Source organism: Streptomyces sp. NBC_00829, from assembly GCF_045161795.1.
Taxonomy (GTDB): Bacteria; Actinomycetota; Actinomycetes; order Streptomycetales; family Streptomycetaceae; genus Streptomyces.
This window is the reverse complement of the sequence record NZ_CP108867.1, coordinates 8,213,630-8,237,535: the sequence shown is the minus strand read 5'-3', so window position 1 is coordinate 8,237,535 and position 23,906 is coordinate 8,213,630. Positions and strand designations below refer to the sequence as shown.

The window sequence follows — 23,906 nt, the reverse complement described above, 5'->3', positions numbered from 1 at the left end:
GTCACCTCCCTGGGTTCGGTCGCGGCAAGGTGTTTGCCGCGGTGTCCTGAAGGACCTTGGTCAGCCCTTCGTGGGCGATCTCCAGCGACTCGATGGCGATCGCGTTCTGTTCGGCGTGCAGGTCCGGGCCGGTCCACCTGGCGGCGAGCCCGCCGTGGAACGCCCAGGCCGCGCCGGGCACCCCGTCCGGGCCGAGCACGATCACCGCGCCGTCGCGGCGGGCGCCGAGCGAGTCGGCGAGCCCGGCCTGGTACCAGGACCACAGGCCCGGGTCGCGCACCACGCCGCGCTTGAGGGTGATCCGGTTCCACGAGTGGCGCAGCGGCAGTTGGTGGACCGAGTCGTTGCGGCCGCCCTCCGGATAGCTCGTCACCTCCAACTGCGCGCCGAGGCCCGCGACTTCCTGGAACGCGCCGGAGGCGACCAGCGGCAGCAGCAGCGCCTGCGCGGAGGGCAGATACGCGTCGCCGGGGTCGAGGGTGACCAGGAAGCGGTACTTCGGCAGCGGGTCCTGGTTCATGCCTCGATCACCTCCAACCCTCGGTCCTGGCCGAGTACGAGACGCAGCCGGATGAACTCCATGGGGACGGCCGGGGCGACCTCGATCTCGCAGACGAGCTGCCCCGGGTCCTGCTCGGGCGGGTTGTTGGTGTCGTCACACACCACCCGGAACGCCTGCTCGGGCCGGGCCCCGGCGAGAGCCCCGGCCCGGAAGGCCGAGAGCAGCACCGAGGTGATCGCCCTCACCAACGTCAGCCGCAGCTCCAGCGAGTTGACGTCGAACACCAGCGGGCCCGCCACCCGCCGGATCGCGCGCACCAGCAGATGCACGAGACGGCGGTGCGCGATGTAGCGGGTGCGGGGGTCGGCGGAGAGTGTGCGCCCGCCCCACACCATCAGCCCCCGCCCGCGGGTGCACCGCACCAGATCGATGCCCGCGTCGAACAGCCGCACCTGCTGCGGCTCGGGGAACGCGTCCGCCAGATCGACCGCCTCCAGGACCACGGCGTTCGCGGGCGTGTGGTGCGCTCCGCGCTCGCCGTCGAGGCGGGCGATCACGCCCAGGACGTGCCCGGACGCGGGGACGGTGCGCAGCCCGTGGCCGTCGGGGGTGCGCAGCGCCGGGTGGTAGACGGCCGCGCAGCCCAGGAGCCGGCTGTCGCCCGTCCCCGTGAGCGAGCCCACCCAGTCGACCGCCTCGTCCACGGAAGACAGCCGGGGTGGTACATCGAGTACGGCAAGGCGGTCGTGCAACGGGCCGACACTGCGCAGCAGTCCGAGCACCACGTCGGTGTGCGCGCTCCCGGACAGATCCGTACCGAGGTCCGGCAGCGCCACCAGCGCCGGTTCCGGCAGTTCCGCCTGAACGGCCACGGCATCCTCGTACTCGCCCGAGGTGGGCGCGCTCTCGGTGCCACCCGCGAGGGTGAGGTCCCAGGACATCGAGATCGGGCCGGGCTCCCCGTCGGGGGGCGGGGGTCCGTCCGGGATAGGCCGGATGAAACGGGATGCGGCAAGCCGGTCGGCCACCTCGCCGGGCGGCAGACCGGGGAAGGCCTCGGGCGCCTCGCCGGGCATCGTGACCCGAACGCTCACCGTCGGCAGTCCGGCGACCGTGCTCGCCTGGTAACGGATCTCGACATGCCCGCCGTTGGCCCAGGCCCCCGGGCTGCTGGCGACCACCTGGTAGCGCGTGGCGGGGAATCCGCCGATCGGCCCGACCGTCCACCGCGCCCGGGCGGTGGCGGCCGGCCCGGACACGCGGAGCACCCAGGCCGTGCGGCCGCCATTCTCGAAGAAGCCACGCAGCGCGTACGGGGTGGCGCAGGCGCCGTCCGGAGGCCCGAAGGTGCCCACGACATCGTTCCAGCTCTCCACCCGCACCGGGGCACCGACCGGGCCCCGGTGGAGCCGGCCCAGGAACGCCGCCACATCCGTGCGCAGCGGCTCCGCGCCGGAGCCGAGCGGTGGAAACGTCAGGGACACGCCGGGAAGCGCTTCGCTGGTCATGTCAGGCGTCGATCTCCAGCTTCTCGACCGCCAGGACGAGCGTCTCCATGGCGATCTCGTTCTTGGTGGCACTCAGGGTCGGGCCGGTGTACTTGGTGGGCCAGCCCCGGTCGAAGTTCCAGCGCATGGCCTCCTGGCGGTTCTCGTCGAAGAGCACGATCGAACCGGAGGTGCGCCGCACCTTGCCGTTGAGCGCCTCGACCACCCAGTTCCAAAAGCCGACATGGCCGGTGATGCCGCGCTTGAACGTGAGGTTGGTGTACTTCTTCAGTCCCGGGATCTTGCGGACGGTGATGTCCTCGCTCCCGTTGCGGTACTCGATCGGCGGGATCTCCAGCTCAAGGCCGCTGGCCTCGGTGAAAGAACCGCTCACCGCGACACCGTCGTCGCTGACGTTGGTCACGATGATCTGGAAGTTATAGGACGCGTACGGGTCGTCCCTGGTCACGGGCGGCATGGCGGTCCCTCCTCATCCTTGGTGTTCCTCGGTCGGATGCTCAGGCGAGCTGGGTCTCGCGGGTCTTCTGCTGGATCCGGAAGATCACGAACTCGGCTGGGAAGACCGGCGCGATACCGATGACGCAGACCAGACGGCCGTTGGCCAGGTCGTCCTCGGTCATCGTGGTGCGGTCGCAGGCGACGAAGAACGCCTCGTCGGCGGTGGTGCCGGCGAGTGCGCCGCTGCGCCAGACCGTGGTGAGGAAGTTGGTGACCGTCTGGCGGACCAGGGCCCACAGCGACTCGTCGTTGGGCTCGAAGACCACCCACTGGGTGCCCTCGTCGATGGACTCCTCCAGGTAGAGGAAGAGCCGCCGGACGTTCACGTACTTCCACGAGCTGTCCGAGGAGAGCGTGCGCGCGCCCCACACCCGGTGGCCCAGGCCCGGGAAGAACCTGAGCGCGTTGATCCCCTTGGGGTTCAGCAGGTCCTGATGGCGCCTGGTGATGTCCTGGGCGAAGCCGTCGGTCTGCCGGATGCCCCGCACGACCACGTTGGCCGGTGCCTTGTGCACGCCGCGCTCGACGTCGACGCGGGCGTAGATACCGGCCATGTGGCCCGACGGCGGCACCTCGACGTCGCGGTTGGCGGAGGGGTCACGGGTGACCAGCCACGGGTAGTAGAGCGCCGCGTACTTGGTGTCGAACGGCTCGCGGAACGCCTGGATGCCCTCCATGTCGAGGCCGTCGCGCGCGTCGAGGATCGCGAACCGGTCCTTGAGCTGTTCGCAGTGGGTGACCAGGCTCGACTCCACTGTGCCGGACCACATGCCGGGCACCGCGCAGACCGCCACCTCGTCGATGTCCTCCAGCGCGACGATTCCGGTGCGCCGCCCGCTGCCGCCGTCGGTGCCGACGAAGTCGGCCACGCTCAGGGACTCGTACGCGTCGTCGCCGTCGGCGAGGGTGAGCCAGGAGCCGATGGCGGGTACCGGGAACAGCGTGGGGTCGGTGGACAGTCCTGGCAGCGCGGTGGCCCGTACCAGCTGCGATCGGCCGGCCAGGGCGGTCACCAGGTTCGACGGGGTGTCGCCCGTCAGGCGGAGGCCCGGGAAGGTCTCGGTGACGGCCGTGCCGCCCGAGTCGGTGAACCGGGTGCTGACCTCGGCCTCGATCAGATGGATCCGGTCGGTCTCGAAGAACGTCCCCGGTACGTCGCGGTCGAAGGTGACGGCGTCGCCTGTGACCATCGAGAGGTTCACGGCGGTCAGGGTGGTGCCGTCGTCGAGTTGGACGACGGCGCCCTCGTACAGCCTGCTCGCGCCGCCGACCCTGAGGGTCCGCCCCGCCCCAGTGTTGCCCCGGCGCACCCGGCGCACTGTGAGCCCGGTCTCCCACGCGGGGTGCTCGGTTCCGGCCGGGAGGGACAGCGTGACCTTGCCGTCGGCGGGCTGGCCCACCTGGACTTTGAATCGGGCGGAGCCGATCTGGGCCCAGACATCGGCGGGCAGTTCGTCCGGGTCGAGCCCGGGCACCGCGGCCACCTCGACCGTCTGGCTGTCCGCCTCCGCGTCCGCGACCAGGCGCGTGATGAACAGGGCGCCCTCCTGCGGGTCGGGCAGCACAGGCAGCGCGGCGCCGACCATCGGCTGGACGCGGACCTGGACGGCCGCGCCCCATGCACCGGGGCTGACCGCAGAGAAGCGCAGTGTCTGCTCGGTGCCGCGCGCCCCGACCTGGACGTAGTCCCCGCGAGCCGCCCTGACCTCGGCGGGCAGCGCGGCGCCCAGCGTGACGCGGCGCGTGGCCATGTCATAGCCGGAGACCGTGGCGGTGTGGATCGTCTGCTGATCGTCGCCGCGGAAGATCTCGATCTGCTGACCGACGCCGGCAAAGCCGACCAGGTGGCCCAGCTGCAGACTGGTCGCGCCGCGCGCGGCGTCGACGGCGATGTGGCTCACCAGGCCCTGGCCGAGGACGCCCGAGGCGGGTTTGGCCAGGGCGCTGGCGACCCGCTTGATGTAGAGACGCTGGCCGCCGTTGTCGAAGAAGCCCTTGACGGCCAGCGGGAACAGCCACCAACGGCCGCCTTCGGAAGGGTTGTTCGCCCACGCGTCCCGCACGGAGGCTTCCGGCTCGGGCAGGAAACTTCCGAAGGTGTTCTGGAACTCCAGGAAGTTGGTGACCAGTTTGGGTTTGCCGGTGTACGGGCCGCGCGCGGTGACCCCGACCATCCCGGCGGTGCTGGTGCTCACCCCCGCGATCGGGCGGGGCCCCGCGTCGATCTCCTCGATATAGACCCCGGGGCTCAGATACTCGGCCATGTATGGGCTCCTCACTGCTCACGGATCTCGATGACGTGCTGACGCTCTGCGTCCTGGGGCAGGTGCACGACCAGCGACCCGGTCCGGCCCGGCCGCTCGGTGGCCTCCAGGCGGAATGTCTCCTCGACGGCGTGCTCGGCGGCCTTCTCGCCCTCCCACCGCAGGGCGAGCCGGAAGGCTCCCCGGGTGTCGGAGAGGGTGCGTTCATGCCACGGTGTCAGGTCCTGGCTGGTGCGCCCCCTGGCCTCGACGAGCGCGTTCACAACAGGCGCCCTGGTGGTGGCGTCGACCACGACACCGTGGACCGTGCGCGTACGCGGCGGATAGGGGAAGGCGACCGCCGGCAACAGCCGGACCAGCCGCGGGGAGGCCTCGACGGAGGGCGGGTGGGTGTCGTCGTACGGGTACACCAGGAACTCGACGCCGACCAGGTCGGCCGAGAACGGCTGACCGTCGGCCGGGTACAGCGGCTGGTAGCCGGCGGCCGCGAAACAGGCCCGGTGACGCTCCGGCCGGGCCACCCACGGCTCTGCCCGCCTGCCGAGCCCGGGAAAGGCGATGGACCCGCTGGGTGTGAGCACTGCCCGGACGTCCAGTTGCAGCCAGCCGCCGCCCGCGTCGTCGAACCGTTCGAGGCGGACCTCCACGCCCGCGGCACGCACCCGCCGTGCGTAGTCGTCGAACGGCACCAGCCAGACGGGGCTGTAGAGCGTCGACCGGGCAAGGGGCAGGAAGGCGCTCACGATGCCGCCGTCCCCGCGATGGTCCGGCTCCGCACCGGCCGCACCGCCGTCTGAACAGCCGAGTCCAGGTTGACGACGCGGACCTCGTAGTTCAGCGAGAGCCGGTACGGCTTCTGGATCGCGTACCAGACCCAGGACTTCTGGTCGAGGGTCAGCGGCGTCAGGGTCAGGTGCAGCGAGTCGGCGCTGCCCGCCAGACTGCCGGACAACTGTGCGCCGTCCAGGATCGCGTCGTCGTAGAAGGTCTGCAGAGCGCGCCCGAGCATCCGGTGCTGGGTCGCCTGGTCTCCGCCCCAGGGAGTGATCAGATAGCGCAGCAGCAGGGCCATCGGCGACTTGCGGGCGGTCAGCGGTTCGGGCGGCTGGGAGCGCACCGGAGGCCGGTTGCGGGAGGTGGGGTCCTCGGCGATCTCGTAGAGGAACACCGTGAGTTTGGGGGGCGGCGTCTGCACCGTCTCGGAGAGGTCGTTCAGTTCCGCGATCGGCGGATCCACCGGGCTCAACCCGCGCAAGGCCTGCGTCAGAGTGCTCACGATGACCGACGAGACATCGGCGATCACACCGAAGTCACCCATGCGAAGCCCCCCTCGGCCCGGCGCGTGCTGAACACGTATGCCGAGAGCATGCAGGCTCACTTGTGATCCGTCCGCGACCCAACCGTCGCACCGGCGTCACCGATGCGTCCTCGCCGCGCGCTATGACGTCACCGGACACGGACCGACGACGCCGGGGTGACACCGGTGAGGGACACTTGCTCTTTCATGGAGACCCCCTCGACGCGGTCCGGCGTCCTCATACTTCGGGTGTGGGTGGAAGGCGACAGGTCGGACGGCTTCCGCGCGCGCATCATCCAGACCGTCGACGGGGAGCAGAAGCCCCCCGCGGCGGCGAGCAAGACCGTCGACGTCCTCTTGGCGGTGCGGACCTGGCTCGATGAGCTGCTGGAACGGGACGGGTGACGTTTCTGCGACGTTCCGTTGATTCCTTTGTGACGCCCATCCCTATATTGGTTGATCCTGCGGGCATAATTTGCTCGTAACATGGCCTCGGGAATTCAACGGGCCGAACCAGAGATCACCAAACCGACATCGGTACCGGGGGCGTCGATGAACGGACAAGCACATCTCATTACTTTGAGGCTGCTCAAGGGCTTCACGCTCGCGGTGGGCCACACACGCATTCCGGTGTGCTCCAGCATTCAACGGCTCCTCACGTTCCTGGCTTTGCAGGACATGCCGCGATCCCGCGCCTACGTGGCCGGAATCCTCTGGCCGGATGTCGCGGCGTCACGTGCCAACGCGAACCTGAGGTCATCGCTTTGGCGAGTGACACGCATGGGCCACCCCGTCATCGACGTGTCCACGCGCGAGCTGACCCTTTCCAGACACATCACCGTGGACCTGCACGAGGCGATTGCACGCGCACACCGACTCCTCGACAGCGCACGCCCGTGCGATGACATCCTCACCATGCAGACGCTGGCAAACCTGTCGGCGGACCTCCTGCCGGAGTGGCCGGAAAACGACTGGATGCTGATCGAGCAGGAGCAATACCATCAGCTGCGACTTTATGCCTTGGAAGCGATGACCGAGCGACTCACGTCAGCGCGGCGCTACGGTGAAGCTGTCGCCGCCGGACTCGCCGCCGTACGAACCGAGCCGTTGCGGGAAAGCGCTCATCGCGTACTGGTGAAAGCACATTTGGCTGCCGGCAACAGGGGTGCGGCACTGCGCCAATTCGAACAATGCCGCCGCATCCTGCGAGAAGAATTGGGACTGGAGCCCTCCCCCTCGCTGAGATCCCTCCTGCCACCCCGCGCCGAGCACAGCAGGCAGTCACGGCTTCAGCCCACCAGCACCTAGCCTAGAGATCCTCAACGGTGGGGGCCACGAGCGGTGGCGTCGTGTTCGCTGTGCCGGAGGCGCGAGGCATGCCGGTGGACACCTGAGGTAGTTCGTCACGTGACGCCGAGTGAAGGGCCTGGGGCAGCACCGCACGGTGCCCCGGACCGCGGCCGGGTCAGGCCGCCAGTCATCTATAGCGGCGTGGAGGGCGCCGACACGATCCGGTCGGTGGTTCGCATGGTCCGAGAGGCGGAATAGCGGCGCAGCAAGAGCACCGCGGTTGCAGCCAGTCCGGTGAGTAGTCCCAACCAGATGCCGAGGGTGTCGAGGCCGAGCGGGTAGGCCAGGAGCCAGGCTGCCGGCAGTCCGATGGCCCAGTAGCCGATGAGGGTGATGCGGAATCCGCTCTTGGTGTCGTCGAGGCCGCGCAGAAGTCCGACGCCTATGTTCTGGGCGCAGTCGAAGAACTGGAGGAAGGCGGTGACGACGAGCAGGTGGGTGGCGATAGTCAACGCCTGCCCGGAGTCGGAGTCGAGGAAGGGGGCCAGGACCAGGTGGGGGATCGTGAGATACAGGATGCCGACGAGCGTCATGACGGTGGCGGCGCAGGCCAGAGCGGTGTTCTTGATGCGGCGGGCGTCATCCGTGCGACCAAGAGCCAGTGCACGGCTGACGTTGATGGATGCGGCGTGGGACAGCCCGACGGCTACCTGGAAGACGATGTAGACGAGCTGGTTGACGGCAGTGTGTGCGGCGAGCGCGTCGGGGCCGAAGGAACCGGCCATCAGCGCGGTGACGGAGAAGAAACCGGCTTCGGATCCGTACGTCGCAGCGATCGGCACGCCGAGTGCGATCAGGCGCTTCACGGTGGCCGGGTCCGCCTTGGCGATGTTCAGGCTGAGCAGCGGCGCCAGGTCGCTGTCCTTCTTGGCCGAGAGGTAGAGGGCGATGAAGGACAGCAGGTAGACGGTGGAGGTGGCGACGCCGATGCCGGTCACGCCGAGCCGGGGCAGGCCGAACGTGCCGTGGATGAGTACCCAGTTGAGGCCGGCGTTGACAGCGACGGACGCGATGGTGATCTGCAGCAGGGCCTGGGGACGGCGCATGCCGACGGTGAACTGGCGGATGGCCTGGAACCACAGGCAGGGCAGCAGACCGGGGGCCAGCGCGATGAGCATGGTCTGGGTGCGGTCGACGACGGCCGCGTCCTGGCCGAGCCAGGTGAGGGCCTGTCCGATGAGGATCATGAGGATGGCCCCGGCGATACCGGCGAGGGTGGCGACGGCGAGGGCGGCCCGCACGATCTTGCGGACTTCCTCGATCGCAGCCTCTCCTTCGCCCTGCCCGTCCTTCTCCGCTCTGGCCGCGGCGGCGGCGATCTGGTTGCCGACGGAGGTGACGAGACCGACACCCATGGTGCGGAGCTGGTTGAAGATGACGATGGCCAGACCACCGGCGGCCAGTTCCTGGGTGCCGAGCAGGCCCATCATCACGGTGTCGGTGGTCGTCAGGGCGACCTGGGCGAGCTGGGTGAGGACGAGTGGTACGGCAAGGGTGGCCAGGGCGCGGCTGTCGCGGAGAAGCGTGGTCAGCATGGGGTTATCGGTTCCTGCGGAGTTTGCTGAGGAGTTCGTCGACTTCTCGCTCTGCCTCGTCGTTGAGGAGGTCGCGCTCCTGCATCCAGTCGTCGTTGAAGACGGTGTCCATGTACTTCTCCCCACCGTCGTTGATCAGGGCGACCATAGTGCTGCCCGGAGGAAGGGCCGGCAGGCGGGTCAGCGCCTCGTATACGACGCCGCCGGCGGAGCCTCCGATGAGCAGTCCGGTCCGGGCCACGGCCCGGCATGTCGCGAATGCCTCGACGTCACCGACCTTGACGCCTTCGTCGATCAGGTCGAAGTCGACCAGGGCCCCGATCTCGGCACCTTCGGGAGTACCTGTGCCGGACTGGTAGTAGTCGTGGGCGGGACCGCCGAAGGCTATGGATCCCTTGGGTTCGACGCCGATGACGGTGAAGCCGGAGATCAGCTTGTGCAGTTCCCGGCTGGTGCCGCAGAGGGCGCCGCCGGTGCCGACCGCCCCGATGAGGACGTCGATTGCCCCGTCGAGAGCTTCGTTGAGCTCGTGGGCGACGGGGAAGTATCCGACGCCGTTGGCGGGGTTGTTGTGCTGCTCGGTGAAGATGGTGTTGTCCTGGCCGCGGGCCATGTCCTCAGCGAGTTCCTCGCGGGCGGCCGTGGCGAGTTCCTCCGTGCCGTCGTCGACGACATAGACGAGTTCGGTGCCCAGGGCTTTCATGCCGCGCAGCTTGTCCGCGCAGGCGTGGTTGTCGACCACCGCGGTGAACGTGTAGCCGCGTTCGGCGGCGATGACGGCCAGTCCGAGGCCCGTGTTGCCCGAGGTGGACTCGATGATTCTGCCGCCGGTCCGCAGTTCGCCGGCCTCTTCGGCGGCGGTGACCATGGCACGGGCCATACGGATTTTTGCCGTGCCGGTGGGGTTGAACATCTCCAGCTTCAGCAACAGGCTGCTGCCTGTCTCGGTGGAGGCGAGTTCCAGCAGGGGGGTGTAGCCGATGAGGTCGGACACACGGGAGACCACGGCGGGGCGCTGAAGTGCTCCGGGCATCGAATGCTCCTGTTGCGGGGGGGCGGGCGGGCAGGCGGGACCGGTCACGCGACGTGGCGGTCGAGGCGCCAGCGCGGGCGGGGCAGGTCGGTCCGGTCGATGACGACCTTGGGCGGCAGCGGCAGGTCGTGGAAGGGCGACTCATTGGAGTCCATCTGGTATCCGGCGGTGTTGGGATACACCAGCAGGTCACCGGTGCGCGGACGCCGGGGGAAGCCGACCTTGCGCCAGGTGATCATGTCGGACTCCAGGCAGGTGGCGGCCCCGACGCTGGCCGGGTGGACACCGGCGGCTCCGGTGGTGTCCTGCGGCAGGAGCCGGGGATCGGGCAGGTATTCGCTGTTGAACCACTGCTCGGACAGGCTGAGGCTGGTGCCGTCGACGGTCAGGAGCTGGTATCCGTCCCGGTCCTTGACACCCTGGATGCTGAAGACGGTCGCCCCGGCCTGGTCGAGGAGTGCGCGGCCCGGTTCGAGCAGCAGCTCGACGTCGGCGTCCTTCACCATCTCGGCGACAGACCGCTGGCTTCCCTCGGGTGTGGCTGCCAGCAGTGAGGCCAGGGCGACGGGCCCGGCCTTTGGAGAGTGATAGGGGTAGAAGTCACCCGTCTGGAATGCCTTGCCCGCGTGGTAGTAGCGGCTGTGGTGCCCGGCGAGGAAGGTGCGCCAACTGCTCGCGTCGGTGTAGCTGATGGGCAGGCCGCCGCCGATGCTGATCCGGCTGGCTTCCAGACCCTGGACGCGGGCTTTGAGGCATCGCTCGACGAGACGGCCGACCAGGTCGGTGCGGGGCTGGAGGGCGTAGCCGGACAGGTGGAAGCTGAAGCCCTCCATGCGCAGCGCGTCCCCCGCCTGGACACACCGGTCCATGGCAGTGGCCAGTTCGCTGTCGTTCATCCCGAAGCGGCTGTGCGGCTGCTCGGGGGGAAGGCAGCGCAGCAGGACGCGAGCCGGGCGCACCCGACCGGTCAGTGCGATGGTGATCAGCGTGTCGAGTTCGTCGAGCGCGTCGGCCGCGATGAGCGCGCCGTGCTGGACCGCCGGACGGAGCAGGGAGGCGTCCTTGGCCGGGCCGGTGACCACGACATGCTCGCCGCGTACACCGTGACCGAGGGCTTCACGCAGTTCAGCTACGGAGGCGACATCCACGCCGGCGCCGCCCGCCGCCGCCCGTTCGGCGAACACCGCGGCCTTGTTGGCCTTCTTGGCGAAGTACACGAAGCCGTCCACTCCTGCGGCCGCGAGCGCATCCTGCATGGCGCGGAGATTGGCGTCGAACGCGTCGGGGAGCAGGAAGTGGAATGGGCCGCCGAAGGCGTAGGCGAGTTCGGGCAGCAGCCCGCTGCCCAGCACCTGATCCGTTGCCGGGTCGGCGAGGGCGGGGAGCGCGGGCCAGCGGGCGGGGCTCACTGCCACAGCGGCACCTCGGTGCCCAGGCCCTGGGCGATGGCCAGCTGGGCGAAGTGATGCCCGAGGGCGATGTCGGTGACGACGAGGCCGCTGTTGTAGGCGAAGATCCGCTCCGTGCTGCTGAGGCGGCCCGCGGTGATTCCCGCGAGTACGGGCGGGAACTCCGAGTCGACGGCGGGCAGTTTGCCGTCGACGTCGGCCATGTCGGTGCCGGTGACGTTCATCTGCGCCTCGCTGGTCGCGATGACACGGTCAGCCCGGTGCAGGGTCGAGGGCGCGAGTCCGTGGCCGACCAGCACGGACAGCGCGCCGGGCTTCAGCCACTCCGCTTCAACCGCAGCCAGGGTGTGGGCGCCGGCGGTCGCGACGACGACATCGGCGTCCGCGGCGGCTTCCCGCACATCGGTGACGATCTCGATGTCCCGGTCGGGGAAGTGGACGCGCAGCTCCTCGCGAACGGCGGCGATGCCGTCGGGGTGAGTCCCGAACACCATCAGCCGGTCCAAACCGGGCAGAGTCGTCAGGAGGAACGGCAGAGCGAGGCGGCCCTGAGTACCTGTTCCGATGACCAGGGCCGAGCGGGAGGCGGGGGCCGCACATTCGCGGGCCAGCAGGGCGGACACGGCGGGCGTCCGCAAGGAGCCGATGCGGGAGCAGTCCATCATCGCGACCGGGAGCCCGGTGGTGTCGTCGTAGATCGTCAACGCGGTGTAGTAGCGCTGTTCCTCGCGGCCCTTGTCCAAGCCGTGCTTGTACGAGGTTTTGATCGCCACAACGTTGCGGGAGCCGTCCCGGCCGAGCATCGCGTAGGAGACCGAGTGACCGTCCTGCGGCTTGACGGTCAGCTTCCGGGGGTTGTCGGACTGGCCCGCGTGGAGGGTGCGGTACGCCCCCTCCACGGTGGCGACCACGTCCGCGAGGGATATGTCGATCCCGGCGAGGTCGGTGGTCGACAGGACCCGCAGGCTCTTGGGGCCGCCGGATATCGGTATGCCGTGGGCGGCCGAAGTGTCCGTCATGGTGATGCTTCCTCCAGTGCGGGGCGGGTGTTCAGCTCGCGTGCGCTTCGAGGGCGGCCTGACCGTACCCGTGCTCGGTGGATTCGGCCGCGGGGCGTGTGCGGCGCCCTGGGACGCGGACGGAGGCGCGCTTGAGCCAGCGGTCGGTTCCGTCGTACCGGGCCTGGAACGGCACTCGGCCGTGGACGACCATGTCGTTGTCGACGACGAGGATTTCGCCGGGGCTGAGGCTGACGGCCACCGACACCCGCGCGAGTTCGTCCGACAGCCGTCCGTACGCGCTGCGGTAGGTGTCGTCCGCGTCGTCCAGCGGCGTGTACGCCGGGTCGAAGCGCAGCGTCATCCCGTCCTCGGCGGCGTACAGCGCCGGTACCGCGGGCGCGGCCTCGTCCGTGTAGCCCTGAGCGGCTTCGTAGGCGTCGTCGGGCAGGATCGGCACGACCGGCTTCTTCAGCACTTCGGTGTCAGAGTCGGTGAGGCGGGTCTTGCGGATGCTGGCCGCGGTGGTGGCGATGTTGTCGGGGTTGCGCATGCAGCCGAGCATCAGCAGATGGGCGCGGCCTGGGTGGAACGCGTCCTCGGTGTGAGGGCTCAGCAGCACGCTGCTGGATGCGCCGGTCTGCTCCGCCTCATGTCCCGGGGACGGGACGATGTTGTGGACGAAGCGGCCGTCCTGCTGGCCGTCCCACGCAATGGGATTGCCCATCACGGTGGCGAGAAGCAGCAGGGCGAGGTCATACACCGCGCCGCTGTCGCCGGCCGTGGCCCAGCTGGAGGGAGTCGGGCCGACTTCCTCGTCATCGACGTCCAGGCCCCGGATGACGAACAGTCCGTCAGCGGTGTCCACGGGGCGGCACTCGTCGCGCAATGCCTGGCTGAACCCATGGGCGACTTCGCGGACCCGGACCAGAAGCTGCGGGCTCGTGGCGGAGGTTCGGAACTCGGCGAGCAGTTTCTCCGCAGCCTGGCGGAGTTCGCCCACCACGGGGGCATCGAGCGTGCGGACAGGTGCGGCTGCCGTGCTCATGGCGAAGGAATCCGTTTCAGTCGGATGGCAGGGGGGAACGCCGGTTCACTGGCGCAGTTCTCTCGCGACGAAGGCGAGGCTTCGTAACTGGCGGTATTTGACGGCTGGTTGGTGACCAACCGTGGCGGCGCGGATCCGGCGAACGGCTCGAACATAGCAGGAAACTTAGGTAAGGCAAACCTTAGTTACGAAGGTCGTTGCTGAAATCGGACATGTGATCCATCGCGGGTGGCGGGTTGCAGCCCCGCGGGTCATTAGGGTAGGCAAACCTAAGCACCCCCAGTTGCCAGTGGATCGAGGGACGTACGTGGACATCAACAGGCGCCAACTGCTTCTGGCCGGCGGAGCGATAGGCGCGACCGCACTGCTCGCGGCCTGCTCCTCGGGGGCGGAAGACACCGACACCGCACCGGCCGGTGGCAGCAAGCCAAAGAGCGGCGGCGTACTGCGCGTCGGAGCCCTCGGCCGGGCCAGCGCCATCACTCGCGACCCGCACGGCACCCAGGCCAACGAGAGCGACTACCTCATCCTGGCCCTCATCTACGACACCCTCACGATCCCCGGCGCCAACCCCAACACCAAGCCCCGGCTGGCGGCTTCGTGGGAGCCGTCGGCCGATCTGAAGACCTGGAAGTTCAAGATCGCCAAGGGGGCCGCCTTCCACGACGGCAGCCCGGTGACGGCCGATGACGTCGTCTGGTCGTTGAAGCGCCTGCGCAACACCCCCTCGGGCGCCGCGCGACTGCCGGGCATCAAGCCTGAGAACATACGGGCCGAGGGAACCGACACCGTCGTCCTGGTCTCCGACTACGCCAACGCCGAACTGCCGCTGCTGACCCGCCTGACGACGTTCGTGCTGAAGAAGGGCACCGCCGAGAAGGCCGTGGAGAAGGCGCCCGGTACCGGTCCGTTCAGGCTGGACTGGTTCCGCGGCGGCAATGCGCGCCTGGTGAAGAACGACAAGTGGTACGGCGGCGCGGTGCACCTCGATGCCATCGAGGTCACCATGTTCGAAACCCCGCAGGCCATGGCCAACGCCCTCCTTGCCGGTCAGATCGACGTGGCCTCCAACGCCGGCGCGGTCGCCGCCCGCACTGCCGCGAGCCGCAAGGACATCCAGGTCCTGCGTCGCCCCAACGACATGGCGATGCCGATCGTGATGCGCACGGCGAGCGGACCGTTCGCCGACGTACGCGTGCGTGAGGCCATGCGCCTGGTCGTCGACCGCGACGCGATGGTCAAGCAGGTCCTGTCCGGCTACGGCACAGTCGCCAACGACATCATGGGCACCGGGGACCCTCACCTGGCCAAGGACATACCCCAGCGCAAGAAGGACCTGGCACAGGCCAAGTCCCTCCTTGCGGAGGCCAAGTTCGACCTGTCCAAGACCTACGACCTCGTCACCACCGAGGACATCCCCGGCCTGGCCGAGTCCGCGACCCTCTTCGCGAACCAGGCCCGCGAGGCAGGCATCAAGATCAAGGTCGTCAAGCAGGAGTCCGGCACCTTCTGGGACAAGACCTGGAAGAACGGCGACTTCTACACCACGTACTGGGGCACCAACGACTCGGTCGTCTTCTTCGCTTCGAAGACCATGGTCAGCGAGGCGGGACAGAACGAAGCCGGCTGGGCGGACAAGGAGTTCGACGCCTCCTACCTCAAGGTCATCGGCACGGCCGACGAAACGGCCCGCGCCGCGGCGCTCAAGGAACTCCAGCAGATCGAGTTCGCCAAGTCCGGCTACCTGCTGTGGGGCATGGCCGACGGCATCGACCTGGCGGCATCCAAGGTCCAGAACCTGCCCAAGCTCGCCGGCTACGGCCGGGTCCAGCTCGAGAACGTGTGGCTTCGTTGATACCCACGGTCAACACCGACACGGTGGCCGCCCCCGCTTCGGCAGGGGCGGCCACGCCGCCGCGTCGCGCCACCGCGCTCGCCGGAAGGGCAGCAGCGGCCGTCGCTCGCCGTGCGCTGATGCTGGTGGTGCTCCTCGCCGTGGTCTTCGCCGCCGTCGAAGTACTGCCGGGCGACGCGGCATCGGCATCGTCCGAGCGCGGTGACAGCGCGGCCGACGTGGCCGCCCGACGTCATCTGCTGGGGCTGGACCGGCCGCTGTGGGAACGGTTCTGGGACTGGATGACCGCACTGCCCACCGGTGACCTCGGCACGTCCGCGCGCGGCCAGAACGTCACCGAGCTGCTGGCCGACCCCTTCCCCAACACCCTGCTGCTGGGGGCGAGTGCGTTCGTGATCACGGTCGTGGTGTCCCTGGCTCTCGGCTGCTGGGCGGCGGCCCGCCCCGGACGGCTCGTCGACCGGATCGTCGGACACACGGCCACCGCGGCATTCGCCGTACCCGAGTTCGTCATTTCCGTCCTGCTGCTCCTCGTGCTGTCGCTGTGGACAGGCTGGCTGCCCGCCGTCACCGTCACCGGCGCCGACGGCTCCCCGGCGACCTGGACGATGCTGATCATGCCGGTCCTCGCCCTGGTCATCCCGCAGACCGGTTGGAACACACGGATCGTGCGCGGAGCCCTTGCCGACCAGGTCACAACCCCCCACGTCGAAGCCGCCCATCTGGACGGGCTGCCCACCCACCAGGTTCTCCTGCGACACGCCCTGCCCGGAGCCGTCCCGACCATCGCCACCGGCATCGCCACCTCGACCGGCATGCTCCTGGGCGGCGCCGTGGTAGTGGAGACCCTCTTCAACTACCCCGGCATCGGCAGTGTCCTGGCCGGCGCCGTCGCCGCCCGCGACACCCCGCTCATCGCCGGCGTCGTCATCTGCGCCGGCACCGTCATCAGCCTCATCCTGCTGGCCGCGGACCTCATCCGCGCCCGCGCCCTGGGAGCCCGCGCATGAGCGCCACCACCGCGGCCCGCAAACGGTCGCCCGCATCCGCCCGCGCAACCCTGCCTCGCATCGCCCCCGGTGTTCTGCTCGTGCTCCTGGCCCTGTGCGGCCCCTTCCTCTCCCCTCACACCATCGACACCCCCGTCACCGGCCCGTACATGGCGCCGGGCGACGGCGCTCCCCTGGGCGGCGACCAGCTGGGCCGCGATGTCCTGAGCCGCCTACTGCACGGCGGCACCGCCCTGATCGGCAGCGCGTTGCTGGTGGCGGTCGTCGTCACCCTGGTGGCAACTCTCCTGGGCTGCATCGCCGTACTGCGACCCGCCGTCGGCCGAGCGGTCGAGCGCACTGCCGATGTCGCGATCCTTCTCCCGCCCATTCTCGGCATCATGCTCATCGCCCTGGCCTGGCCCGGCGGCGGACGCTGGGCGGTCATCTGCGCCGCGATCGTCCTCGGCATCCCGTACGCCGTGCGCATCGTCGCCAGTGCTGCGGCCCCCCTCGCCGCTTCCGGCTACGTCGAAGCAGCCTGGGCCCGCGGCGAAGGCCTGACCTACATCGCACTGCGCGAGCTGCTGCCCAACCTCCGCGCCACCATCCTGGCCCTGTTCGGCCTCCGGTTCGTCGAAGCCACCTACGTCATCTCGATGGCCGGCTTCCTCCAGATCGGCCCGCAGCCGCCGGACCCCGACTGGTCCCTGATGGTCCGCGAGAACGCCCCCGGCATTCTGCTCAACCCCTGGGCCGTCGTGGCCCCGAGCCTTGCCATCGCGCTGCTCGCGATCACCGTCAACCTCGCCTCCACGACCCTGGCGCCCCACTTCGTCCGCGGGACGGTGACCACCTCATGAGCGACACCGCGCATCACAACACACAAGCCTTCCCGACCGACCAGACCTCGCAGAAAGACGCGTCGTCGCCCGTCGCCACGGTTACCGATCTCAAGATCGCCGTCCCGGATGGGCCTGTGCTGCTGCAGACTGTCTCCGCCGCCTTCCACGCAGGCCGTGTCACCGCCCTCACCGGCGCCTCCGGATCCGGCAAGACAACCCTGCTGCGCGCCCTCATCGGCCACATCCCGCCCGGCGCCGCCATCTCCGGTGGAACACTCGATGTCCTTGGACACCACACCCCCACACTCCCCCCGAAACAGTTGCGGAATGTGCGCCGCTCACGTGTCGCCTACGTCGGGCAGGATCCCGGATCGGCTCTCAATCCACGGATGAAGGTCCGTCAGCTCGTGGCCGAAGTAGCCCGCGACCGCAGCGACGCAACCGTCCTCGGCCTCCTGCGCGAATGCCGGCTCCCCGTCGACGACGGACTCCCCGAGCGACGTCCCACCGCCCTCTCCGGAGGCCAGCAACGCCGCGTCGCAATTGCCCGGGCGCTCGCCCGCACGCCCGACGTTCTGCTGCTGGACGAACCCACCGCAGGACTCGACGCAGCCCTTCGTGACGAGATCGCCACTTTGCTGCGTGACCTGGCAGCCACCCGGGGCCTCGCCGTCGTCATGGCCACCCACGACCCTGATCTCGTCCGGTCCTACGCCGACGACGTCATCCAGCTGTCCTCCCCAACATTCCGGAGCCCTCCCGCCCAGAAGCGCCCAACGCCCCCAACCCCCCTGACTCCAGCCACGCGCGAGAACACGAGGAACGGGCTCCAGGCACGCTCCGTCGGCGTCGCGTTCCGTCACCGCGGTGGCCGCCACCCCGCCCTCGACGCCATCGACTTCACCGCCCCCGCCGGGTCCGCCACCGGCATCGTCGGCCCCTCAGGTTCCGGGAAGACCACACTCCTGCGGGTCCTCGCCGGACTGCACCCCCCGGACACGGGCCACCTGACGCTCGACGGACGGTCACTGGCACACACTGCGCGCCGGCGTACACGAGAAGACCAGCGCCGTATCCAGTTCGTCCCACAGAACCCGCTGGCCGCCCTCAACCCCTCACACACCGTCGCGGCCGCCCTGGCCAGGCCCCTGCGCCTGCACGCCGGCCTTTCCCGAACCGCCATACCCGGCCGGATCGCCGAGCTGCTCAAGCAGGTAGAACTTCCCGGCGACTTCGCCGGGCGCTACCCGCCAGAGCTCTCCGGCGGTCAGCGTCAGCGCGTCTCCATCGCCCGCGCTCTGGCCGCCGCTCCCGACGTCCTGCTCTGCGACGAGATCACATCCGCCCTCGACCCTGCCACCGCCACCGCAGTCATGAACCTTCTCACCCATCTGCGGACCGAGCACGCCATGACGATCGCGATGGTCTCTCACGAACTCCACCTGATCGCCGCCTACACAGACACCGTCCACATCCTGGACGCCGGCCGGCTACGGGATCACGGCCCAACCACGGCGCTGATGGCGATCCCTGCATGGGCCCGTCACGTCGGTGGCTAGGCGGTCGATCTCCACTCGCCATCCGTCGTCGCGGCCAGGGCGGGCCGTCGCGGCCAGGGCGGGCCGGCTGTCCGCGGGCAGCTGACCTCGGCGGGAGAGCGCTGAGTTCGGGACAGTTACCGCTCCCGGACGGTGTAGGTCAGGTGCGTCACCCTTGGGGAGGGCTCCGCGCGGACCGGCTCCAGGGCCACGCGGCCCGCGTCCACGCCCTCGAACAGGCGGATCCCGGAGCCGAACAGCACGGGTGACAGCGCGATCGAGAACTCGTCGACCAGGCCCGCGTTCACGTACTCCAGGATCGTCGCGCCGCCGCCCGCGATGCGGACGTCCCGGTCGCCGGCGGCCTCGCGTGCCTGGTCGAGCGCGGTCTCGATGCCGTCGTTGACGAAGTGGAAGGTGGTCCCGCCCAGCCGCTCCCAGGGGTCACGCTTCTCGTGCGTCACGACGAAGACCGGCGTGTGGAACGGCGCCTCCTCCGGCCACGCCTGCTCGCCGGCGTCGAACATGCGCTTGCCCATCACGCTCGCGCCTGTGCGCTCGAACGTCTCCCGCACGATGTCGTTGTCGCGCCCTTCCTCGCCGCCCTCGCCGAGCTTCAGGTTCTCCCGGATGAACCGCTGCGGGAAGATCCACTGCTGCAGTTCCATCCACTGCTGCCCCATCAAGTCCTCGAGGGACTCGGGCGCGATGAAACCGTCCAGCGACATCGTCACGCTGAAGAACACCTTTCCGGCCATCAGCCCTCCGCTCCCTTCCGAACGATCTCGGTGACGTAGGCAGCCAGGTTGCTCAGGGTCTGCTGGCCGCCCTCGATCGCGTGGTACTTCTCGACAGCCTCGTCGCGCAGCTCCTTGGTGGGGAACACTGTGCGCATCTCGATCCGGGTCGCCGCGCCGTCGGGCGCGAAGGTGAGGGTCGACTCGAAGGCGTTCGGGTCACCGCGGGACTCACCGTGGAGCAACGCGATCCGCTCCGGCGGGGCGATCTCGGTCCAGGAGATCCACTCCTGGTAGTCCGTCCCGTCCGGTCCGTGCATCACGAAGTCCCACTCCCCGCCGACGCGGAACTCGAACGCCCGCGTGGTGGTGGTGAACCCCTCCGGTCCCCACCACCGCGACAGGTGCCGCACCTCGGTGAACGCCTCGAACACCAGCTCCCGTGGGGCACTGATGGCCCTGGAGATCACGATCTCGCGGTCGGCCGTCGCTGACCGCGCCGACGCGTCCCGTCCTGTCGCTGCCATCGGTCACTCCTCCTGCCTTGCCTGCTTGAGGTCCTGCACGTACTCGTCCAGCCGGCCGAAGCTCTCGTTCCAGAACCGCTCGAACCCGCCGGTCCACTCGTGGACCGGTCGCAGCCCGCGGGCGTCAAGGCCATACAGGCGCTGCTTGCCTGCCTTGCGGTCCCGCACCAGCCCGACCTCCCGGAGCACCCGCAGATGTTTGGACGCCCCCGGCTGGGTCATCCCCAACTCCTGGGCCAACTCGGTCACCGGCCGCTCACCCGCCCGCAGCAGCAGCAGGATCTCCCGGCGCTGCGGCTCGGCGATCGCGTTGAAGACGTCCGACGTCGTCGCTGCTCGTGCCATGGGGTCCATCATATTCCGATATCGGCATGCGTCAAGCCGGAGGAGTGTCACAGAGCTGAAATCGATCAAGAGGCCCCGCGGGGATGGTCCCATCGTCAACCGACAGGAGGGGCAGGCGTCATGCTGCTCCCCGCGCGCGGGGATGGCCCCGACGCCGGACAGGATTATGTCCGGGGTCTCCCCGGGGATGGACAGCTGGACATGGTGGCCGAGTGAGCGTAGTCCTACGATGAGACGCTTCGGGCCTCCTTTGACGAGGATGACGAATTCAGGGCTCTATGGGCGGTATGCCGACCGGTGCGCAGCTCAAGGCGCGCCGTTGCGCTTCCGTGGCCGACGGTCCAGCGCAGTGTTCTGCCTTCCCACATGCCGAAGACCGCCCCTTCGCGGTCCGCGGCCAGCACGGCGGGGCGTCCTGCCGTGCACGCACATCCGAGGAAGCGTGCGGTTCGGCGGGCAGCGACGAGGGCCGCCCCCCTGGGTCGGCCCCTGTCGGGGGGACAACCCCTATGCGACGGTGAAGTCCTTGAACTCGGCGATGCCGCGGGTGCCCGTCCAGCCGTTGGCCGCCGTCATGAAGACACCGATGTCCTGGGTGTCGGCGGCGCCGGACGGGGTGGCCGTGCCGACCTTGGTCCACGTGGTGCCGTCCGTGCTGAACTCGCCCGTGTAGCTGCCACCCGAGCGGGTCAGGCGCAGATGGATGGGCGCGGCCGAGGAGCCGTTCATCGCGATCGAGTCGAACGTCCCGTTGCCGTCGGAGTCCCAGGAGAGCACACAGCCGTTGGACGGGGTCACCGACAGGTTGACGTATCCGGCGTCCCCGTTCGCGGCGAGGCGGTTGCGGACGATCAGGCCCGCGCGGGCCCAGCCACCCGTGGTGTCCTGGGAGACGACCGCGACCGTCGCCGTCGAGGTGCCCCCAAATGCGCCGGGGCGGTAGATCGCCCCGAACTCGTTGGTTCCGCCCCACAGGTCGGCCCCGGCGCCCTCGATGGCGAGTGCGCTCCCGGCGCCGCCCGACTGGCCGAAGACCGCCTCATTGAAGGACGCGGTCCGGTAGGGGTCGCGCACCCCGGTACCGGCCATCAGCCGCACCGCCGCCGCGACTGAGCCGGCCGAGCGGCCGAAGGTGTAGGAGGCGGCGACCGGCACCGCGGTGACCAGCGTGTCGGCGCCCCCGGTGATGCCGACCTCGAACGCCGCCGTGAAGGTATCCCCCGGAGCCACCGAGGCCGCCGAGGTGGCGCCGACGGGCTCGGCGGTCATACCGTCCGGTGTCTCGACCGACAGTTCGACGCCCTTGGCCGGGGCGAAGCCGTTGCGGTTGGTGAACGACACGGCGACCTTGACCGGCTTGCCCGGCGTCACCGACACATGGTCGGCTGACGCGGTCAGCGCGACCTGGTGCGGGTCGGCGGCCAAGGCGGCCAGCACCTGCTTGGCCAGTTTGTGGATGTCGCCTTCGGCCTTCGTCGGATAGGTGTCGTGCCGGTGCGCCCAGCGGTCCTCGATCTCGAACCAGTCGATCTCCGCGGGCGGTCGGCCTGTCGCGAGCGCGTTCGTCAGCTCGTGGAAGTAGGTGTTCCAGCGGGTGCGGTAGAGGCCGCCGACGAGCCCGGCCCACTCCCGGTTGGCGTAGTCGTGCAGCCCCTGCTCGCTGCTGGTCCGCCCACCCCAGGTGGTGATGATGGACCGGGCGTCGTACTCCAGCCGGTCCTTCTCGGCGGGGGTGGCGCCCCAGGAGCGGGCGTCCGCCAGCCAGCGCCCGAGCAGGTGCTGCTCGCTGGTGGCCAGCACCTCGTCCATCAGCGTCATCCAGCTCAGCCAGGTCCCGGTGAGCTCGGCGAACCGCTTGCGGTCACCGGCGTCGTAGGCCGACTTGATCTGCGGCAGCAGGATCCTGCCGCGGTTGGAGAGCACCTGGCGGGTGACGTCGGCGAGGTCGTACCGGTAGGCCGAGCTGCCGCGCAGCTCGGGCGCGACCCCGACCAGTTCGGCGAGCGCCCTGTCGAACGCCGCGGTGTCATAGCGCTCCGCCTCGGGGCTCCACGACGCGGCTTTCGTGGCGCTCAGGCTCGGCCGTGCCGCGAACAGCCCGTCCGCCGCCTCGCTCCACGAGTCGGCGCGGGTCGTTCCGTACGCGGTCTCCCGGATCACCTTCCAGGCCGCGGCGGCATGCCGGTCCTTGCCGCCGTACCGTGAGGTCGCGTACGAGGTGAACCAGTCGTCGAGGCCGATGGTGCCGGGGGTCCAGGCCAGTTCGGTGAACAGGGCCATTGCGGCGGGGTTGTTGTCGGCTCCCTCGGGCATCATCGCGATGCCCGCCAGTGCGCTGTCCTTCTTGTCCCTCCAGCGCGGGTAGAGGCTGACCCAGTCGGGGGTGTTGGCGCCGATGGGGGTGTGCCCGCCGAAGTTCCAGATGCTGCCGAACGCGTACGGGGTGCCGCCCCAGTCGCTCTCGCGGTCCGTGACTGCGGGGTAGCGGTCCGAGAGCCCGTCGACTATGAGCATCCCGCTCTTGTCGACGGCGTCCAGGATCTCCTTGCGGGGGTTGTCCTGCCAGCCCAGGATCGCCCAGACCGCCCTCGGGTGGGCGGAGCGCAGGGCTGCCTCGACGGTCCTGGCGGCGTCGCCGACGGGCACGTCGCCGGGCTTGCCGCCCTCGTGGAGCAGGTCCATCTTGTACATCGTGCTGTCACCGAAACGCTCCCGCTGGTGCCGGTAGAAGGAGCGGGCGACCTTGGCGAAGACCGGGGTGCGCGGGTCGAGCCAGTCCGGGCGCTGGAAGGCGCCCCAGGCGCCCTGTTCGACCACCGAGGCGCCGGGGTTCTTGGCGGCGAAGCCGTCCGGCACCGTGCCGTAGTAGCCGGGCAGCACCGGGGTCATCCCGAGCTCCCGCACCCTGGCGACGATCTTCTCGGCGAGGGCGGCGCGCCGGTCGATCAGCTGTTTGGACACCGGGCCGCCGAACCCGGACATGTTCTGCAGCAGCCACCACGGCTGGTGCGATGGTGCGGGGATCCACGACCTCATCTCGGCGTCGGAGTAGCCGAATTCGCGGAAGGTGTCGTAGTAGACGGCGTCCGCGCCGATGTAGACGAGGACGGCGTTGATGCCGTGCAGCGCGAGCACGTCGATCTCGCGCTCCCAGGCCCGCCATCCCCGGTAGGGGCCGGTGTAGCCGTCGTTGGTGTCGTTGAGTGCGAACCGGTGGCGTACGTTCGCCGTTCCCTTGATCTCGCGGGTGGGGGCCCGGAGCAGCCGGGGCAGGTCGAGCTGTTCGCCGTTCCAGGAGATGTCGGCCTTGGCCACCTGGGTGAGGTAGGTGTTGAAGCCGGTGAGCAGCACGGCGGGGCTGGTGCCCTCCACCGTGATGTGCCCTCTGCGGCCGGTGACCCGGAAGCGGTCGCCGCCCTTGGGGCTGACGGCGCGCAGTTCGACCTGCCGGTGGTGGCAGGGCACCAGCCGCCGCAGGGCCGCGGCGGCGGGAGCCGTGTCGAAGGGTTCGGAGGTGTCTGCCCACGCGCCCTGCGGGGGAGCCAGGAGCACCGCGCCGCCGATGGCGGCCGCGCCGGTCAGTACCCGTCTGCGGGTGACGCCGTTGCTGTCGTGCATGTTTTTCCTT

Annotated in this window: 21 protein-coding genes; 6 read left to right on the top strand and 15 right to left on the bottom strand. The window is 69.6% G+C overall.

Going from position 1 to position 23,906, the window contains the following annotated elements; genetic code table 11:
- Position 1: 1 nt before the first annotated feature.
- Genes OG293_RS36695 through OG293_RS36670 form a run of 6 tightly spaced genes read right to left on the bottom strand, consistent with a single transcriptional unit; the run spans position 2 to position 6,090 of the window.
- Complete coding sequence (locus OG293_RS36695; protein WP_406003067.1) at positions 2-520, bottom strand: phage tail protein; 519 nt, start codon at positions 518-520, stop codon at positions 2-4.
- Positions 517-2,010, bottom strand: a complete 1,494-nt coding sequence (locus OG293_RS36690) for a phage tail sheath family protein (RefSeq protein ID WP_406003066.1) — start codon at positions 2,008-2,010, stop codon at positions 517-519. The genes OG293_RS36695 and OG293_RS36690 overlap by 4 nt, the downstream gene beginning before the upstream one ends.
- Position 2,011: 1 nt before the next feature.
- Positions 2,012-2,467, bottom strand: a complete 456-nt coding sequence (locus tag OG293_RS36685; protein WP_406003065.1) for a phage tail protein — start codon at positions 2,465-2,467, stop codon at positions 2,012-2,014.
- 40 nt (positions 2,468-2,507) lie between these two features.
- On the bottom strand, positions 2,508-4,772 hold the full coding sequence (locus OG293_RS36680) for a phage tail sheath family protein (RefSeq protein ID WP_406003064.1): 2,265 nt from the start codon (positions 4,770-4,772) through the stop codon (positions 2,508-2,510).
- An 11-nt stretch (positions 4,773-4,783) separates the two neighbouring features.
- Complete coding sequence (locus OG293_RS36675) at positions 4,784-5,515, bottom strand: carboxypeptidase regulatory-like domain-containing protein (protein WP_406003063.1); 732 nt, start codon at positions 5,513-5,515, stop codon at positions 4,784-4,786.
- Positions 5,512-6,090 carry a DUF4255 domain-containing protein gene (locus tag OG293_RS36670; RefSeq protein ID WP_406003062.1) on the bottom strand — a complete coding sequence of 193 codons (579 nt, stop codon included), beginning with the start codon at positions 6,088-6,090 and terminating at the stop codon, positions 5,512-5,514. Before OG293_RS36670 ends, OG293_RS36675 begins: the two co-directional genes overlap by 4 nt.
- A 186-nt stretch (positions 6,091-6,276) precedes the next feature.
- Here OG293_RS36670 and OG293_RS36665 point away from each other — a divergent pair, with 186 nt between their 5' ends.
- Both OG293_RS36665 and OG293_RS36660 read left to right on the top strand, forming a co-directional pair.
- Positions 6,277-6,474: a hypothetical protein gene (locus OG293_RS36665; RefSeq protein WP_406003061.1), complete on the top strand. Its 198-nt coding sequence runs from the start codon at positions 6,277-6,279 to the stop codon at positions 6,472-6,474.
- Between the two features lie 81 nt (positions 6,475-6,555).
- The gene (locus OG293_RS36660; protein ID WP_406003060.1) at positions 6,556-7,377 is read left to right on the top strand and encodes a BTAD domain-containing putative transcriptional regulator; all 822 of its coding nucleotides are present in this window, start codon (positions 6,556-6,558) and stop codon (positions 7,375-7,377) included.
- A gap of 173 nt (positions 7,378-7,550) precedes the next feature.
- Here the strand turns inward: OG293_RS36660 and OG293_RS36655 are convergent, their stop codons facing one another.
- Genes OG293_RS36655 through OG293_RS36635 form a run of 5 tightly spaced genes read right to left on the bottom strand, consistent with a single transcriptional unit; the run spans position 7,551 to position 13,442 of the window.
- Positions 7,551-8,954 (bottom strand): MATE family efflux transporter, encoded by a 1,404-nt coding sequence (locus OG293_RS36655; protein WP_406003059.1) that lies wholly within the window; start codon positions 8,952-8,954, stop codon positions 7,551-7,553.
- Positions 8,955-8,958: 4 nt separating this feature from the next.
- A complete protein-coding gene (locus OG293_RS36650) occupies positions 8,959-9,987 on the bottom strand; it encodes a cysteine synthase family protein (protein ID WP_406003058.1) in 1,029 nt (342 codons plus the stop codon).
- A 44-nt stretch (positions 9,988-10,031) separates the two neighbouring features.
- Positions 10,032-11,402, bottom strand: a complete 1,371-nt coding sequence (locus OG293_RS36645) for a Y4yA family PLP-dependent enzyme (protein ID WP_406003057.1) — start codon at positions 11,400-11,402, stop codon at positions 10,032-10,034.
- A complete protein-coding gene (locus tag OG293_RS36640) occupies positions 11,393-12,415 on the bottom strand; it encodes an ornithine cyclodeaminase family protein (RefSeq protein WP_406003056.1) in 1,023 nt (340 codons plus the stop codon). Before OG293_RS36640 ends, OG293_RS36645 begins: the two co-directional genes overlap by 10 nt.
- 31 nt (positions 12,416-12,446) lie before the next feature.
- A complete protein-coding gene (locus OG293_RS36635) occupies positions 12,447-13,442 on the bottom strand; it encodes a TauD/TfdA family dioxygenase (protein WP_406003055.1) in 996 nt (331 codons plus the stop codon).
- A gap of 307 nt (positions 13,443-13,749) precedes the next feature.
- Between OG293_RS36635 and OG293_RS36630 the strand changes: the two genes are divergently transcribed.
- The 4 genes from OG293_RS36630 to OG293_RS36615 are packed head-to-tail and all read left to right on the top strand — an operon-like array spanning position 13,750 to position 18,690.
- Positions 13,750-15,297 (top strand): ABC transporter substrate-binding protein, encoded by a 1,548-nt coding sequence (locus OG293_RS36630; protein ID WP_406003054.1) that lies wholly within the window; start codon positions 13,750-13,752, stop codon positions 15,295-15,297.
- A complete protein-coding gene (locus tag OG293_RS36625) occupies positions 15,285-16,307 on the top strand; it encodes an ABC transporter permease (RefSeq protein WP_406003053.1) in 1,023 nt (340 codons plus the stop codon). Before OG293_RS36630 ends, OG293_RS36625 begins: the two co-directional genes overlap by 13 nt.
- Positions 16,304-17,149, top strand: coding sequence for an ABC transporter permease (locus OG293_RS36620; protein WP_406003052.1), 846 nt, complete (start codon positions 16,304-16,306; stop codon positions 17,147-17,149). The genes OG293_RS36625 and OG293_RS36620 overlap by 4 nt, the downstream gene beginning before the upstream one ends.
- Complete coding sequence (locus OG293_RS36615) at positions 17,146-18,690, top strand: ABC transporter ATP-binding protein (protein ID WP_406003051.1); 1,545 nt, start codon at positions 17,146-17,148, stop codon at positions 18,688-18,690. The genes OG293_RS36620 and OG293_RS36615 overlap by 4 nt, the downstream gene beginning before the upstream one ends.
- 116 nt (positions 18,691-18,806) lie before the next feature.
- On the opposite strand, the gene OG293_RS36610 is transcribed toward OG293_RS36615, so the two are convergent.
- The 4 genes from OG293_RS36610 to OG293_RS36595 all read right to left on the bottom strand — a co-directional run bounded on the left by OG293_RS36610 (position 18,807) and on the right by OG293_RS36595 (position 23,896).
- On the bottom strand, positions 18,807-19,427 hold the full coding sequence (locus tag OG293_RS36610; RefSeq protein ID WP_406003050.1) for a dihydrofolate reductase family protein: 621 nt from the start codon (positions 19,425-19,427) through the stop codon (positions 18,807-18,809).
- Entirely contained in the window at positions 19,427-19,933 is a 507-nt protein-coding gene (locus OG293_RS36605) for an SRPBCC family protein (RefSeq protein ID WP_406003049.1), read from the bottom strand. Before OG293_RS36605 ends, OG293_RS36610 begins: the two co-directional genes overlap by 1 nt.
- A 3-nt stretch (positions 19,934-19,936) precedes the next feature.
- Positions 19,937-20,278 carry an ArsR/SmtB family transcription factor gene (locus tag OG293_RS36600; protein ID WP_406003048.1) on the bottom strand — a complete coding sequence of 114 codons (342 nt, stop codon included), beginning with the start codon at positions 20,276-20,278 and terminating at the stop codon, positions 19,937-19,939.
- A 507-nt stretch (positions 20,279-20,785) separates the two neighbouring features.
- The gene (locus tag OG293_RS36595; protein ID WP_406003047.1) at positions 20,786-23,896 is read right to left on the bottom strand and encodes an alpha-N-acetylglucosaminidase TIM-barrel domain-containing protein; all 3,111 of its coding nucleotides are present in this window, start codon (positions 23,894-23,896) and stop codon (positions 20,786-20,788) included.
- Between the last annotated feature and the right edge of the window lie 10 nt (positions 23,897-23,906).